Annotated in this window: 17 protein-coding genes; 7 read left to right on the forward strand and 10 right to left on the reverse strand. The window is 63.9% G+C overall.

The annotated features are described in order from the left end of the window. Positions 1–55 precede the first annotated feature (55 nt). Both CQ12_RS16695 and CQ12_RS16700 read right to left on the reverse strand, forming a co-directional pair. A complete protein-coding gene (locus tag CQ12_RS16695; RefSeq protein ID WP_057836376.1) occupies positions 56–1,135 on the reverse strand; it encodes a maleylacetate reductase in 1,080 nt (359 codons plus the stop codon). 9 nt (positions 1,136–1,144) lie between these two features. Further along, positions 1,145–1,456: a Dabb family protein gene (locus CQ12_RS16700; RefSeq protein ID WP_057836445.1), complete on the reverse strand. Its 312-nt coding sequence runs from the start codon at positions 1,454–1,456 to the stop codon at positions 1,145–1,147. 103 nt (positions 1,457–1,559) lie between these two features. Here CQ12_RS16700 and CQ12_RS16705 point away from each other — a divergent pair, with 103 nt between their 5' ends. Together CQ12_RS16705 and CQ12_RS16710 are read left to right on the forward strand one after the other, a co-directional pair. Continuing rightward, the gene (locus CQ12_RS16705; protein WP_057836377.1) at positions 1,560–2,480 is read left to right on the forward strand and encodes a LysR family transcriptional regulator; all 921 of its coding nucleotides are present in this window, start codon (positions 1,560–1,562) and stop codon (positions 2,478–2,480) included. A gap of 168 nt (positions 2,481–2,648) precedes the next feature. Beyond that, the gene (locus CQ12_RS16710; protein ID WP_057836378.1) at positions 2,649–3,329 is read left to right on the forward strand and encodes an ankyrin repeat domain-containing protein; all 681 of its coding nucleotides are present in this window, start codon (positions 2,649–2,651) and stop codon (positions 3,327–3,329) included. A gap of 24 nt (positions 3,330–3,353) precedes the next feature. Here the strand turns inward: CQ12_RS16710 and CQ12_RS47255 are convergent, their stop codons facing one another. After that, positions 3,354–3,482, reverse strand: coding sequence for a hypothetical protein (locus CQ12_RS47255; protein WP_283807377.1), 129 nt, complete (start codon positions 3,480–3,482; stop codon positions 3,354–3,356). A 224-nt stretch (positions 3,483–3,706) separates the two neighbouring features. On the opposite strand from CQ12_RS47255, the gene CQ12_RS16715 reads away from it, so the two are divergent. Beyond that, a complete protein-coding gene (locus tag CQ12_RS16715; protein WP_057836379.1) occupies positions 3,707–3,946 on the forward strand; it encodes a hypothetical protein in 240 nt (79 codons plus the stop codon). Here CQ12_RS16715 and CQ12_RS16720 read toward each other — a convergent pair. Beyond that, positions 3,928–4,380: a VOC family protein gene (locus CQ12_RS16720; RefSeq protein ID WP_057836446.1), complete on the reverse strand. Its 453-nt coding sequence runs from the start codon at positions 4,378–4,380 to the stop codon at positions 3,928–3,930. The two genes, CQ12_RS16715 and CQ12_RS16720, sit on opposite strands and share 19 nt — an antisense overlap. 103 nt (positions 4,381–4,483) lie before the next feature. Further along, a complete protein-coding gene (locus tag CQ12_RS16725) occupies positions 4,484–5,389 on the reverse strand; it encodes a LysR substrate-binding domain-containing protein (protein ID WP_245309967.1) in 906 nt (301 codons plus the stop codon). A gap of 192 nt (positions 5,390–5,581) precedes the next feature. Here CQ12_RS16725 and CQ12_RS16730 point away from each other — a divergent pair, with 192 nt between their 5' ends. After that, positions 5,582–7,333 (forward strand): acyl-CoA dehydrogenase family protein, encoded by a 1,752-nt coding sequence (locus tag CQ12_RS16730; RefSeq protein ID WP_057836381.1) that lies wholly within the window; start codon positions 5,582–5,584, stop codon positions 7,331–7,333. A 3-nt stretch (positions 7,334–7,336) separates the two neighbouring features. Further along, the gene (locus CQ12_RS16735) at positions 7,337–8,119 is read left to right on the forward strand and encodes a 2-keto-4-pentenoate hydratase (protein WP_057836382.1); all 783 of its coding nucleotides are present in this window, start codon (positions 7,337–7,339) and stop codon (positions 8,117–8,119) included. A gap of 119 nt (positions 8,120–8,238) precedes the next feature. Here CQ12_RS16735 and CQ12_RS43825 read toward each other — a convergent pair whose 3' ends face one another. Continuing rightward, positions 8,239–8,553, reverse strand: a complete 315-nt coding sequence (locus CQ12_RS43825) for a hypothetical protein (protein ID WP_157088262.1) — start codon at positions 8,551–8,553, stop codon at positions 8,239–8,241. Between the two features lie 227 nt (positions 8,554–8,780). Here CQ12_RS43825 and CQ12_RS43830 point away from each other — a divergent pair, with 227 nt between their 5' ends. Both CQ12_RS43830 and CQ12_RS43835 read left to right on the forward strand, forming a co-directional pair. Continuing rightward, the gene (locus tag CQ12_RS43830) at positions 8,781–8,981 is read left to right on the forward strand and encodes a hypothetical protein (protein WP_157088263.1); all 201 of its coding nucleotides are present in this window, start codon (positions 8,781–8,783) and stop codon (positions 8,979–8,981) included. An 821-nt stretch (positions 8,982–9,802) separates the two neighbouring features. After that, positions 9,803–10,045 (forward strand): hypothetical protein, encoded by a 243-nt coding sequence (locus CQ12_RS43835; RefSeq protein ID WP_065751548.1) that lies wholly within the window; start codon positions 9,803–9,805, stop codon positions 10,043–10,045. A gap of 264 nt (positions 10,046–10,309) precedes the next feature. Here CQ12_RS43835 and CQ12_RS16745 read toward each other — a convergent pair whose 3' ends face one another. The 4 genes from CQ12_RS16745 to CQ12_RS16760 are packed head-to-tail and all read right to left on the reverse strand — an operon-like array spanning position 10,310 to position 14,112. Then, positions 10,310–11,278, reverse strand: coding sequence for an ABC transporter ATP-binding protein (locus CQ12_RS16745; RefSeq protein WP_057836384.1), 969 nt, complete (start codon positions 11,276–11,278; stop codon positions 10,310–10,312). Then, positions 11,275–12,267: an ABC transporter ATP-binding protein gene (locus tag CQ12_RS16750; protein WP_057836385.1), complete on the reverse strand. Its 993-nt coding sequence runs from the start codon at positions 12,265–12,267 to the stop codon at positions 11,275–11,277. The genes CQ12_RS16745 and CQ12_RS16750 overlap by 4 nt, the downstream gene beginning before the upstream one ends. Then, on the reverse strand, positions 12,267–13,187 hold the full coding sequence (locus CQ12_RS16755) for an ABC transporter permease (protein ID WP_057836386.1): 921 nt from the start codon (positions 13,185–13,187) through the stop codon (positions 12,267–12,269). Before CQ12_RS16755 ends, CQ12_RS16750 begins: the two co-directional genes overlap by 1 nt. Continuing rightward, complete coding sequence (locus tag CQ12_RS16760) at positions 13,153–14,112, reverse strand: ABC transporter permease (protein ID WP_057836387.1); 960 nt, start codon at positions 14,110–14,112, stop codon at positions 13,153–13,155. The genes CQ12_RS16755 and CQ12_RS16760 overlap by 35 nt, the downstream gene beginning before the upstream one ends. Between the last annotated feature and the right edge of the window lie 9 nt (positions 14,113–14,121).

Raw genomic sequence — 14,121 nt, forward strand, 5'->3', positions numbered from 1 at the left:
GCTCCTTGAATCAACGCTTGGCTTGCCGAGCAAGACAGGACGCATCGAGTGTTGTTCAGGCGCTCGCCTTCGTCGCGGGCGGTGCTTCGCCCGACCAGGCGCGTGCGATCAGATCGCGGATGGCGTTACGTTCGAGGGGACGCGGATTCCAGTAGGCGTTGGTCACGGCAAGATCCGCTGCCTTGTCGATCCCGCTCTCGGGCATCCCGATGTCGCGCAGCGCCAGCTTCGCATTCAGTCTCGCTGCGAGTTCATAGAGTCCCTGCGCCGCATCGACGGCACCAATCGCCCGCCCGATGCGAGCCATGGCGTCCGGGGCCGCCGATGCGTTATAGGCGAGCGCATGGGGGAGAACGACGGTGTGCGTTTCGGCATGCGGCAGGTCGAACGTGCCACCGAGCGTGTGGCAAAGCTTGTGATGCAGTGCCATGCCGACGGTGCCGAGGCACACGCCGCACAGCCAGGCGCCATAGAGAGCTTCGCTGCGGGCAGTGCGATCGGCAGGTTCCGCCGCGATTGCAGGCAAGGCGCGCGCCAGCGCACGGATTCCGTCCTCCGCCATCATGGAGGTTACCGGGTTGGTATCGCGCGCATAGAGCGCCTCGACAGCATGGGCGATGGCGTTGATTCCGGAGGTCGCGGCAAGACTCGCCGGAAGCGTCAGGGTCAGGTCGACGTCGTAGATCACGGTTTCGGGCAACACGGCGGGGTCGCGCACGGTCGTCTTCAACCCGCCCCTGGTCTCGCCGAGGATCGGTGTCATTTCCGAGCCGGCATAGGTGGTGGGGATGCAGAGCTGGTTGATGCCGGTACGCAAGGCAAGCGCCTTGCCCAATCCCGTCGTCGACCCGCCGCCGAGTGAGACGACGCAATCGGCGCCACATGCCTTCATCGCCGCGATCGCCTGATCGGTCACCTCGACCGGCGTATGCATGGTGGCTCCGGAGAAGATGCCGGCATAGAGCGCTCCTAGAGATGATCCGAGCTTTTTGCCCTCCGTCTCCTGCTGCGGCGTGGTCAGCACCAGTGCGCGCTTGCCACCAAGACGCTCCACCTCCGCCTTGGCCGCACTCAGCGTGCCGCTGCCGAATACGACGCGGCATGGCAGACTCTCGAAGGTGAACGAACCGATCATGAGAAAAGCCTATGAAATCGGGTAATCGACCTGGAAGCGGCCGATCCGCAGGTCGCCCAATTCCTCGCGTACGCGCAGATGCTCGGGATGGCTGGCGTAGGCTTTTAGAGCGGCACTGTCGGCGAACTCGGAAACCAGCACGACGTCGCAGGCATAATCGACATCGCTGACGTCCAGGCCGACTTCGATATTGGTGAGGCCGTCGATCCGACCCCTGAGGCCCTCGAACAGCGACTTGACCTTGGATCGCGCTGCAGCGCGCTCCTCCGCGGTCTCCCCGCGCAGGCGCCACATGACGATATGTCTGATCGGACCGGACATTCCTGATTTCTCGCCCTGCATTCGTCGGTTGCTGGCATTTTGGCTTGCATAAATCGGAAATAAAGCTCAAAAATCGAAAGTCTCTTTTCCGATTTGTGAAAAAATGGATCGGCTGCTGCAACTCGAAGTCTTTGCCAAGACAGCAGACCTGGGAAGCCTGTCCAAGGCCGCCGAGACGCTGCGGATGTCGAATGCAGCTGCAAGCCGGCACCTCAGCGCTCTGGAGGAGCGGCTCGCAGTCAGGCTGATCGAGCGCAACACACGCCGGCAGTGGCTGACGGAGGCCGGGCAAGAGCTGTTGCAGCGCTGCGGCTCGATCTTGAGCGAGTTGGCTGAAGCCGAGGACGCGGTCAGCGATCGAGCGGTATCACCACAGGGGATGTTGCGTGTGACGAGCTCGCTGTCCTTTGCGGTGATCTATCTCGCGCCGATGCTGCCCGCTTTCCGCGCGCTCTACCCCAAGCTCAACGTACAGATCATCGCCGCCAACCGCTATCCCGACTTTATCGAGGCGGGCATCGACGTTGCCATCCGCACACGCGAACAAGAGCCGGATTCCAACATCGTCGTGCGCCGCATCGGCCAGATGCGTCGAGTTCTGGCTGCCGCGCCGTCCTATATCGCGTCCCGCGGTCGGCCGGAGGCGCCCGGCGACCTCGAGCGCCACAACATGCTGGTCTACAGCCTTGCCAACGATCCCTATTCGCTGCGGCTGCGCAAGGGAAACGCGACGCAGACCATTCGCGTCACGCCGACGCTCGACAGCAATGACGGCCAGGTCATTCGCGGCGCAGCTCTTGCGGGCCTCGGCATTCTCATCCAGCCGCTCTACATCGTCCAGGGCGACATCCTGGCCGGCAAGCTAGTTCCAGTGCTGCTCGATTGGGAGTTGCCGCTCCTGACGATGAATGTCGCCTATCAGAATCGCGTCAGGCTGCCCGCCAAAATCAGGGTGTTTTCCGATTTTCTGGTCAGCCATATCCGCGAGCACTCCGATTCCGGCATATGGATGGAAGCAAAATAGCGCTTGCCGATGAAATCAAGGCGAGTGACGCTTCGTCAGCGCCGACCGCGCATTTGCCGCTTGGCCGCAGCCCGAAGGAACGCCGCGTTAGCCGGCGCAAACTCGATTTGTGCGCCGTAGCACTGCTGCTATGTTTTCCTCGATGGCCAGTGGTCGGAGCTTTTCTCCATGCGTTTTATCGCCGGGCTCGTTGTCGCGTTCCTGATCGTCCTGCCTGCATCGGCGCAGGTGGCGCCGACCGAGGCTGAGTTGCGCGGCTATGGGGGCTTGCATGCGGCCGCCGCGCGAGGCGATGTCGCCGATATCGAACGGCGCATCGCGGCTGGCGAAAACAAGGAGGTGGTCGACGCGCGTCATCGCACGCCGCTGCATGTCGCGGTCTATCAGAAAAAGCACGAGGCAGCGCGCGCCCTGATGCGGCTTGGCGCCGATCCGAACAAGCTGGAGATCGACCGCTATGATATCATCACCATCGCCGCGGTCGCCAACGACGTGCCGATGCTCCGGATCGCGCTCGAGGGCGGCGGCAACCCGAAGGCCGTTACCAGCCGTTATGATGGCACCGCGCTGATAGCGGCCGCGCATCTCGGCCACGCCGAGATCGTGCGGACATTGATTGCCGCCAAGGCGCCGCTCGATCACGTCAACAATCTGCAATGGACCGCGCTGATCGAATCGATCGTGCTCGGCGATGGCGGCAGGAACCACACCGAGACCTTGCGCGCGCTGGTCGAGGCCGGCGCCAACGTCAATATTCCCGACGGCAGCGGTTCGACGCCGCTCGCGCTGGCGCGAAGTCGTGGCTATCGCGACATGGTTGCGATCCTGGAAAAGGCCGGTGCGAAGTGACGAGGTAGCCGGCGTGGCCCGTGGCTAGAACGCCCGGCGTCGCGGCGGCGGGCCGACTTGCGGGTGCCGCCGATTGAGGAGTTCCGAAATTGCGACGGTCGCGATGCCCGCGATGATGGTGATGGCTGCCATCACCAGAACAGTCTTGAGCATGGTTCCCTCCTCAACGGCTTTGACGTCAGGACGCCAGACGAATCACGTTCTGGCAAGACGAGGGAACTACGGGGCCGAGTTGTACAGAGAGGGTGGAGCTGCTTGTTCCAGTCCATGACGAACTGAAACGGAACTTCAGGCAGCCTGGCCGAAGAGTCTGTTTCCGAACAGACGGATGGTGCCGCGCTGGATTAATGGTCCCTCGTAAACGAGGAGCACCGGGCATGCAGACACGGCGCGTCAAGCACGAGAAGACTTTCGAGAAGCGATTGGCGGAAGAGGTTCAGTGCTTTAGAGAGGCGGCAAATCAGGCACAGCCCGGCATGGCCCGCGAGTTGCTGTTGCGGCGGGTTCGGCAGATGGAAGCCGCATTGGAACTCGTCGAGCAAAAGGGGATAGCGAGACTTGTCTCCCCGCCGGCAGGTGCTGCGCTTAAAGCGGCGGCCTATCCGCCAAAACCGTAATAATCCCGCACGACCGTTTCGCGCAGCGCGCCGGGTTCGAACACTTCGATCACGACGCCATCAGGCGCGCCGAGCATGAAATAGCCGCCTCCGCCGCCGGTTGGCCGGATCGGATTCGGAATGTGCAGGCCTGCGGCCTTCATCCGGTCATATACCTCGCGAACTCCGACGACCTGCATGCCCAGATGATGCACCGCGTTCTTGCCGTCGCCGCGCGGCGGCTGGTCGTAGAGGTGCATGGCGCCGATGCCGATCTTGATGAAGACGTTGCGCGCGCCGACAACGCCGCCGTCCCAGATCACCTCGGCATCGAACCATTTCCTGTAGAACTCGATCGTCGCGTCGATGTCCGACGCGAAGAGGTGGACGTGCTGCAGGTGGTAGCGCTGCGTCGTGCCGTAGGGATACTGCCACTCGCTTTCGGGCGCCGTCATGCCTGCTCCTCCGATGTCCATACGCGCTGGATCGTTGAAGCGTCTGTGTCAGAGCCGTGTCAGGCTGGCAAACGAGCTTTTTCGAACGCGCTTTGAGTAAAACTCAACGCGCATATTCCGCGCCCGCCTTGACGGCCGCCTTCTTCGCCGTGCCCTTTTTCAGCGCGGGCTCGCCGCGTGCACCGTTCAGCCAGGCGACGAAAGCGGTGACGGCGGGATCGTCGGCCATGCGCTGCTCGTATTCGAGGACGAACTGCCGGCGCGTCGGGCGGATGATCGGATGGGCCCTGACCAGGTTGCCGCGGGCGAGATCGGGCGCGAGCAGGCCGTCGATGGCGATGGCGACGCCCATGCCGGCGGCTGCGGCTTCAATGGTCAGGCCGAGGCTTTCAAAGCTGCTGCCACCCTGCACGGGGACATCAGCGAATTGCGCGTAATCGAGCCAGCGGCGCCAGTCGTCCGGACGCGGCCGCGCATGCAGGAGGGGAACGGCAGCGAAATCCACCGCGCCCTTGTTCAAGAACTCCGGCGCGCAGACCGGCACGGTCGCGATCGGCATCAGGGAATGGGTGACCAGCCCGGCGCGCGGCTGCCCGTCGGAGACGGCGATCACCGCGTCGTAACGGCTGGCGAGAAGGTCGAGCGGATTGGAGCTGGTGTGCAGGTCGACTTCGAGCTCGGGATAGGCGGCATGGAGCGTCGGCCAGATCGGCAGCAGGAAGCGCGAGACGAAGAAGCCATAGACCCCGACGGTCAGCCGCCGGAAACGCCGCAACCGCAAGCCGTCGGCGGCGTCGGCGATCCGATCCAGCGCCTCGCGGGCGGAGTCGGCAAAGGTTTTCCCGGCCGAGGTCAAGGCCAGCCCGCGCGAGCCGCGCAGGAACAGGGCGGTCCCCATGCGCGCTTCAAGGGCGCGGACGTGCCGGCTCACGGCGCCGACCGTCACGTTCAGCTCCTCCGCCGCCCGGGTGATCGACAGATGCCGCGCGGCGGCCTCGAACGCCCGCACGGCATGCAAGGGAGGAAGTCGTCGTGATGCCATCGGGCAAGTTTAGTGGAAAAGGACCGGGGGGCAAACGGGTGTTGACTCTGGCTCAAGGCGCCGACCCAAGAAGTCGTTTGCACGGATATGTCGCAAGCCGTACCCCGGTTTTCGCCCCGGGCTGCTTGAGCCCGGCAGGCGAAGCCGAGGGAGGTGCCCATGACCATTCATGTCGATCTGACCAGGCGCGAGGCGGTGGCCCGGCGTTCCGGCGCGTTGGCGCCGACCTGCCGCGGGCTGAACTTCTATTCGCTCGACCAGAGCCTGCGGGACCTGTTGCCGCATTACATGGAGGCGCCGCTGCTGGCGCATCTCTCGCCGCATCTTGCGGAACTCGGCGAACTCGCCGGCGGGCGGCTGCATGATTTGTCCGATCAGGCCGAGCGGCATCAGCCGGTGCTGCATCCGCGCGACGGCTATGGCCGCGACGAGGAGTGGATCGAATACCATCCGGCCTATCGCGAGATGGAGAGCATCGCGTTCGGCAAGTTCGGCATGCACGCGATGTGCAACCGCGCCGGCGTCATGGGCTGGCCGGCGCCGATGCCGCCGCTCGCCAAGTACGTCTTTCATTATCTGTTCGCGCAGGCCGAGTTCGGCCTGCTGTGCCCGGTCAACCTCACCGACAGCTCGTCCGAACTGGTACGCCGCTTCGGCAACGATGAGCTGCGTCAGCGCTACCTCGATCGGATGTGGAGCCAGGATCCCGCCACGCTGTTCAAATGCGCGCAGTTCATGACGGAGAAGACCGGGGGCTCCGATGTCGGCGCCGGCGAACTCCTTGCTGTCAGGGACGGCAAGGACTGGAAGCTGTGGGGCGAGAAGTGGTTCTGCTCCAACGTCGACGCTGAACTCGCGGTGCTGCTGGCGCGGCCCGAGGGGGCGGTGGCCGGCGGGCGTGGCCTCGGCCTGTTCCTGATGCCGAAGGTGCTGCCCGATGGACGGCGGAATTCCTATCGGATCATGCGGCTGAAGGACAAGCTCGGCAGCCGCACCATGGCGAGCGGCGAGATCGTGTTCGAGGGCGCGGTCGCCCACCAGCTCGGCGAGCTCGACCAGGGCCTCAAGCACATGCTGGTGATGGTGAATTCGAGCCGCGTGTCGCATCTGGCGCGCGCCGCCGGCATGATGCGGCGCTGCCTGAACGAGGCGATGATCGCCGCGCGGCATCGCAACGCCTTCGGGCGTGCCGTGATCGACCATCCCCTGATGCGGCGGCAATTGCTCAAGCTGATGGTGCCGACCGAGCAGGCGCTGTCGGCGCTGCTCTACGCGGCGACGTCGTCCGACAAGGTGCTGCGGCTCTTGACGCCGATCGCAAAGTATCGCGCGTGCCGGGACAATGTCACGGTCGCCACCGGTGCGATGGAGGCGCGCGGCGGCAACGGCTACATCGAGGACTGGCCGAACGCGCGGCTCATCCGCGATGCCCATCTCGGCCTGCTCTGGGAAGGCACCAGCAACATCAACGCGCTCGATGCCGTGCAGCGCGCGGTCGGCAAGGTGCGAGGCCACGAAGCGCTGCGCGACGATCTCGGCCGCCAGTTGGAGGACACGGCTGGCATGCCGGGCCAGTTCCGCACCCGCCTTTCCGGCGCGCTGACGGATGCCATGCGCTTTGCGGAAGAGGTTGCGGCCGATCCGGAGAACGAGCGTTTTTGCCGGATCGCCGCCGGGAAACTCTATCACGCGACGACGGCTGCGCTGCTGGCATCCGAAGGTACGCGGCTCGGCCAGGCCGGCGGCGATGCGCGGCGTCTATTGCTCTCTCGCTTCGTGCTCGAGCATCGTCTGGCCGAGCATTCTCAAGCCAATCTGCAGGCGCAGCGCTGGGAGAACGAAGCGATCGATCTGTTGCTTGGCGACGCGCCTGTCACGATGAGCCAGGCTGCCGCGCTGGTGCAGGGGTAGATCATGGACATTGCGCTTCAACGCGAACTCGCACGCCTGCTCGCGACGCTGCGTCGTGAAGGACGCCAGCAGAGCGGCCTCGATCAACGTCTCGTGCCGCCGGACAACGCGACGGCCTATCGCGTCGCCGGCATGGTCGCGGAAGAGCTGGGCTGGGACGTGGTCGGCTGGAAGATCGCCGCGATGAAGGAGGGGCTGCAGCGTCAGCTGCGTACGGACTCACCGATCTACGGCCGGGTGATGATGCCGGTCGTGCCGTCGCCCGCTACCGTCGAGCATGCCAAGGTCTGCAGCCCGATTCCTGAAGTCGAATATCAGGCCATACTCGGCGCCGACCTGCCGCCGCGTGAGAGGGCCTACACCATGGAGGAAGTCACCGAGGCGGTGGTGTCGCTGCATCCGGGCATCGAGCTCGCTGAATGCCGCTTCGTCCACGACGCGGCGTTTCCGCCGCTGCCCGCGATCCTCGCCGACGGCGCGGGCAGCGGCATCATCGCCTGCGGTGAGGCGATCCCCGACTGGAAGACGCGCGACATCGCCGGACAGGAAGTGGTGTTGAGCTGCAATGGCACGCTGCGGCGAAAGGGCACGGCGGGTGAATTGCTCGACCATCCGATGGTGCCGCTGACCTGGCTCGCCAACGAACTGTCGCGCACCGGCGTCGGCATGAAGGCGGGGCAGATCGTCAGCACGGGGACGCTGACCGGCATGCTGCGGCCGAAGCCGGGAGATACCTTCGTCGCGGATTTCGGCCCGTTCGGGAGCGTGACCGCGACCTACGCCTGATCGGCGTTGAAGCACGATCCGGAAAAGCGTGTAGCGGTTTTCCGAAAAGATCATGCTCAAACAACAAGATAAAGCGGGATGACGATTCGAAGATAAGTCATCACGCTTTAGTGCCGATCTCAGGTACCCCGTTCGGGGAGATCGCCGAGCAGATTTGACAGCCTGACTGCAAGGTGCCGCAGCTTGGCGTTCTCCTCGAGCAGTTGCCGCACGTTGCCGGTGTCCTGTTGCCGCGCTTTGTCGCGGCGAAGTCCGTCGGCTTCGTCGAGCAGAGGGGAAAGCGCGGCGAGCAGCGCCTCACCCCGGAGCGGTACTTCCTGTGCCGGGGCCACGCTATTGCGCTCGCGCAGTGGCACGACGTTGTCGCGACGTCCGACATTACGGAAGGCGTCGACGCGGACCTGTTTGCCAAGCGGTAGAGGTTCGGTACTCATGACAATTTCCTGATCACAAGGTGGCACAGTCGCCATTTTCGACCACCCAGTTTTCATTGAGTCCGGGGCAAATTTGCGTCGGAAAAGCAACGGCGAAAAGGCTCGCTGGATGGCGCCTCTGTTGTTCGAGTCACACGGCAGATCGGATTAGGCCAAATTTTTGACGTATCGCCGTCCTTTCTGACATCGGCGGTGGGCTGGGGAGCGACCACCGTAGGGGCGTATCGATGACGGATTTCCTGACTAACGCGGATCACTGGCGCAAGCGCGCGGAACAGACGAGGGCGTTAGCCGCGACGGCGGCCAAGGACCAGGGGCGCCTGCTCAAGGTGGCAGAAGAATACGATCGCCTGGCGGCGCACGCCGAACGGCGGCGAAGCACGCCGGTTCCTCCCGCTTCGTACGTTCCGGCAAGCCAGCCTGAATAACCTTCTTTAATCGAAAATCGCCGGGAGAAGCGGGCATTCCGCATGCGGGAGGCACGCGGCTGCGTCCATCGTGGCGGAGCAACGCACAGCCATACCCAGATGTGTGACCTGTAAAACACAACCACGATGCAACGTTCAAAGCATTGTGATGGCGCGATTGCAGTCGAATCAACGAATCGCCTAGACCGTTAGCGGGGCTGGGAAGCGGAGAGTTAGTATGAGAGTCGCTTCCTTAGAAAGTGTACTGACGGCGGCTACGCTGGTATTGGCCATCGTCATCGTGCTGTGGGGAATCAAGATTTTCCACGGTGTGTGAGCAGGTGAGCTGGCGTCGAACAGAGACCTCCGGTCAAGAAGAGGGCTCACGACAAAGGCACGGGCAGGGCGTCACTTCCGCGGCGGCGGAGGCCTTCTCATTTCTGATTGCCGAGGCATAGTTCGCCGGAGGCTTGTCCCTTCCGACGCGTATCGGGTTTGGTTTACGGCTTGGCGTAAAATTCGCACAGGCCGCGAGAGGCATTGGTTTCAATTTCCGCATGCATTTTGGCTATTATCTGATGATCGCAGCCCTCGTTCTCATTGGGCTGGAAGTCCTTTACCGGCTCTATCAATTGGCAACATTCCTTTAAATCGCACGCGCAGGCTGCTGCTTTTGCCCCGCGCCGATTAACGATTTGCCGCAATCACGCCGCTTTAGCGCCGGGGTCGTTTCCGCTCGATTCTAATTTTGGTCGCAAATTTGCCGGCCGACTCACCTCATTCTCCGCGCGCGACGTGGTGACTGGGGGCACGTTCCGCTTTTTAAAATTGGAGTATCAATCATGCGAGTAGACCATCCGCAGCTTAATAAGCGAGACCGCCGCGCTGAACCTTCATTTTGGGTTGAGGAACCGACCGATGACGCACTTTCATTGCTTGAGAATGCCCTTCGCGGGGATGAGCCTGCCCTTCGCCGCGACGAGCGGGCCGACGAAGCCAACGCGCTGATCGAGGAAAATGCCAGGCTTCGAGAGCTTCTGTCGCAACTATCGGACCTGATTCGCAAAAACGGCGTTCAGCGCTAACGCCCACATCTGATTTCGGCCCCGCCCCGGCAACAAGCGATTGCACCGCTGCCGGGGCGGGGCCGCGTTTATTTCCAGGGATTGAATCTGCGCTGCCGAGCTATCCCCTCATCCTGTGAGGAGCCCGCAGCGCGGGCGTCTCGAAGGATGTAGGCCACCGATGGGGCCTCATGGTTCTCCCAGCGATGCGAAGCATCATCCGGAGACGCGCTTTGCGCTCCTCACCATGAGGGACGTATGGTCCAGTAATATCAGGCGCCGCTCTCAGGCCAGATGACATGCGACGAAATGCCCGTCGCTTCCTTGCTTCAATTCGGGCGCGCTCTCGCGGCAGCGCGGCTCGGCAATCGGGCAGCGGGTGTGGAAGTGGCAGCCACGCGGCGGGTTCATCGGGCTCGGCACGTCGCCCTGCAGGCGGATCCGCTTGCGCTTCACCTTCGGGTCCGGCACCGGCACGGCGGAGAGCAGCGCCTGCGTATAGGGGTGCCGGGGATTGCGGTAGAGCTCGCTGGCGTCAGCCAGCTCGACGATGCGGCCGAGATACATCACCGCGACGCGGTCGGAAATATGCTCCACCACCGAGAGATCGTGGGCGACGAACAGGTAGGTAAGGTTGAGCTCGGACTGCAGATCTTCCAAGAGGTTGATGACCTGCGCCTGGATGGAGACGTCGAGCGCGGAGACCGGCTCGTCGCAGACGATGAATTTCGGCTCCACCGCGAGCGCGCGCGCGATCACGATGCGCTGGCGCTGGCCGCCGGAAAATTCGTGCGGATAGCGCCGCATGTGCTCGGCCTTCAGCCCGACCTTGACCAGGAGGCTCGCCACCCGGTCGTCGCGCTCGCTGGCTGAGGAGGTGAGTTCGTGGATGGTGAAGGCTTCGCCGAGGATCGCGCCGACCGTCATGCGCGGATTGAGCGAGGCGAAGGGATCCTGGAACACGATCTGCATGTTGCGCCGCATCGCGCGCAAATCGCCGCCGGAAAGGCCGCGCACGTCGTGCCCGTCGAAGACGACCTCGCCTTCGCTGGGCTCGACCAGGCGCAGCACGCAGCGCGCCGTGGTGGACTTGCCGCAGCCGGACTCGCCGACCAGCCCGAGCGTTTCGCCGCGATTGACTGCAAAGGAGACGCCATCCACCGCATGAACGCGGCCGACTTCACGCGACAACAGTCCACCCTTGACCGAAAAATGCTTTTTCAGGCCGGTGACGCGGAGCAGGGGTTCGCTCATGCCACAGCTCCCTGCTTCTCGCCGAGATGACAGGCCATGCGATGGCCGGGCGCGACCTCGCGCAGCAGCGGCTCCTCTGCCGCGCAGCGATCGAAGGCGAAGCGGCAGCGTGGCGCGAAGCGGCAGCCGGGCGCGGGATTGATCAGGATCGGCACCGAGCCGCCGATGGCTTCCAGCCGGGTCTTGTTCTTGCTGTCGAGGTCGATGCGCGGGATCGAACGGATCAGGCCTTGCGTATAGGGATGGCGCGGGTTTTCGAACAGGCTGTCGACGTCGGCCTCTTCCACCACTTTGCCGGCATACATGACGACGACGCGCTGCGCGGTTTCCGCCACCACGCCCATGGCGTGGGTGATCAGCATCACCGCCATGCCGAAGCGGTCCTTCATGTCCTGCAGCAAATCGAGGATCTGCGCCTGGATGGTGACGTCGAGCGCGGTGGTCGGCTCGTCGGCGATGACGAGCTTGGGCTTGCAGGCCAGCGCCATCGCGATCATCACGCGCTGACGCATGCCGCCGGAGAACTGGTGCGGATAATCATGCACGCGGCCCGCGGCATTGGGTATCTGCACCAGCTTGAACATTTCCACGGTGCGGGCGAGCGCGTCCTTCTTCGACAGGCCCTCGTGCCGGCGAAGGCTTTCGGCAACCTGTTCGCCGACCGTCAGCACCGGGTTGAGCGAGGTCATCGGCTCCTGGAAGATGAAGCCGATATCCTTGGCCCTGATGTCGTCGAGTTCGTGGCTCGTGAGCGGCACGAGGTCGCGGCCCTCGAACAGGATCTGGCCCTGGACGATGCGGCCCGGCGGCATCGCGATCAGCTTCAGGATCGACATCGCGGTGACGGTCTTGCCGCAGCCGGACTCGCCGACCACGCACAGCGTTTCGCCCTTGTTGATCGCGATGTCGACGCCGTCGACCGCCTGCAGCATACCGTCGTCGGTAGAGAAGTGGGTTTTCAATCCCTTGATTTCGAGCAGCGGCGCCATCAGATCACCCGCCTTGCATCGAGGGCGTCGCGCATGCCGTCGCCGATGAAATTGATGGCGACCACCGCCACGAAGATCGCGCCGCCCGGGAATAGCGCCCAATGCGGACCGATGTCGAGAAAATCCTTGGCGTCGAACAACAGCCGGCCCCAGGTCGGTGTGTCAGGCGGAAAGCCGAGGCCGAGAAACGACAGCGTCGATTCGGCGATGATCGCGGCGGCGACGTCGATGGTGCCGGCGATGATCACGGGGCCGACGGCGTTGGGCAGGATGTGCCGCACCACCTGCCGTAACGGGCTGGCGCCGAGCGCACGTGCGGCTTCGACGAATTCCTTCTCGCGCAGCGAGAGGAATTGCGCGCGCACCAGGCGCGCGACCGGCATCCAGCGCAGGCCGCCGATGACGAGAACGATCAGGATGAAGATGCCGCCTTCGGGACCAAACACGGCCTTGAGCCCGTCGCGGAACAGGTAGATGAGCAGGAGCAGCAGCGGCAATTGCGGCAGCGACAGGAAGAGGTCGGTGAGCCACATCAGCGCGTGCCCGAGCGCGCCGCGCGACATGCCGGCGAGCGCCCCGATCAGCGTGCCGACGAGGACGGCGACCGCCATCGCTGCGAGTCCGACGGCCAGCGAGATGCGGCCGCCATAGATCATGCGGGCGAGGATATCCTGTCCGAGATCGTCGGTGCCGAAGGGGTGGGCGAGCGAGGGGCCTTCGAGGCGCGCGCTGAAATCGATCTCATTGATGCTGACGCGCCAGACGAAGGGGCCGAACACCACCGCCACGATCAGGACAATCAGCAGGAAGGCGCTGATCACGGCGAGCTTGTGGCGGCGATAGCGCCGCCAGGTCTCGCGCCACGGCGACCAGGCCGGCCGCCGCTCAGCGGAAGGAGATGCGAGGGTCAAGCCAGCCATAAAGGATATCCGCGATCAGGTTGAACAGCACGACGAGACAGGCGAACACGAAGGTCACCGCCATCACGACCGGCGTGTCGTTGGAGAGGATGGAGGAAATCAGCAGCGAGCCGATGCCCGGAATGCGAAAGATCTGCTCGGTGACGATGGCGCCGCCGAATACGGCCGGCATCTGCAGCGCGACCAGGGTGACGACCGGGATCATCGCGTTGCGCATCGCGTGCTTGACGATCACCCGGGGTTGCCCGAGGCCCTTGGCGCGGGCTGTGGTCACGTAGTCAAGGCGGATCACGTCCAGCATCGCCGAGCGCACGAAGCGCGTCATCGACGCCGCCTGGAACAGGCCGAGCACCATCACGGGCATGATGGCCTGCCTTATCTGCTCGAACAGCCAGCGTATTCCGGTTGCCTTGATGTCACTCGAATAGACGAAGGGCAGCCAGTCCAGCGTGATCGAGAACACCAGGATGAACAGCAGTCCCGTGAAGAAAGTCGGCAGCGAGAAGCCGATGAAGGCGAATGTATTGGCGATCTGATCGAAGATCGAATAGGGCCGGGTCGCGGCGAACACGCCGACGGGTATAGCGATCAGCAGCGCCAGTATCTGCGCCGAGCCGATCACGTAGAGCGTGGTCGGCAGGCGCTGCAGGATTAGCGTGTCCACGTTCATCCTGCTGACGAAGGAAAAGCCCCAGTCGCCCTGCACCATCGCCGCGAGCCAGCGCAGGTAGCGGAGGTAGATCGGATCGTCGAGGCCGAACTTGGCACGAAGCGCCGCCCCGACTTCGGGTGGCACGTTGGGGTTGGTCGCCAGTTCACTGAAGGGATCGCCCGGCGCAAGCGCCAGGACGATATACAGAACCAGCGAGATGCCGAGCAGGCTCGGCACGGCGATCAGGAGGCGACGCAGGACATACTGACTCATGAGGGAACA

The organism is Bradyrhizobium jicamae (genome assembly GCF_001440395.1).
GTDB lineage: Bacteria > Pseudomonadota > Alphaproteobacteria > Rhizobiales > Xanthobacteraceae > Bradyrhizobium > Bradyrhizobium jicamae.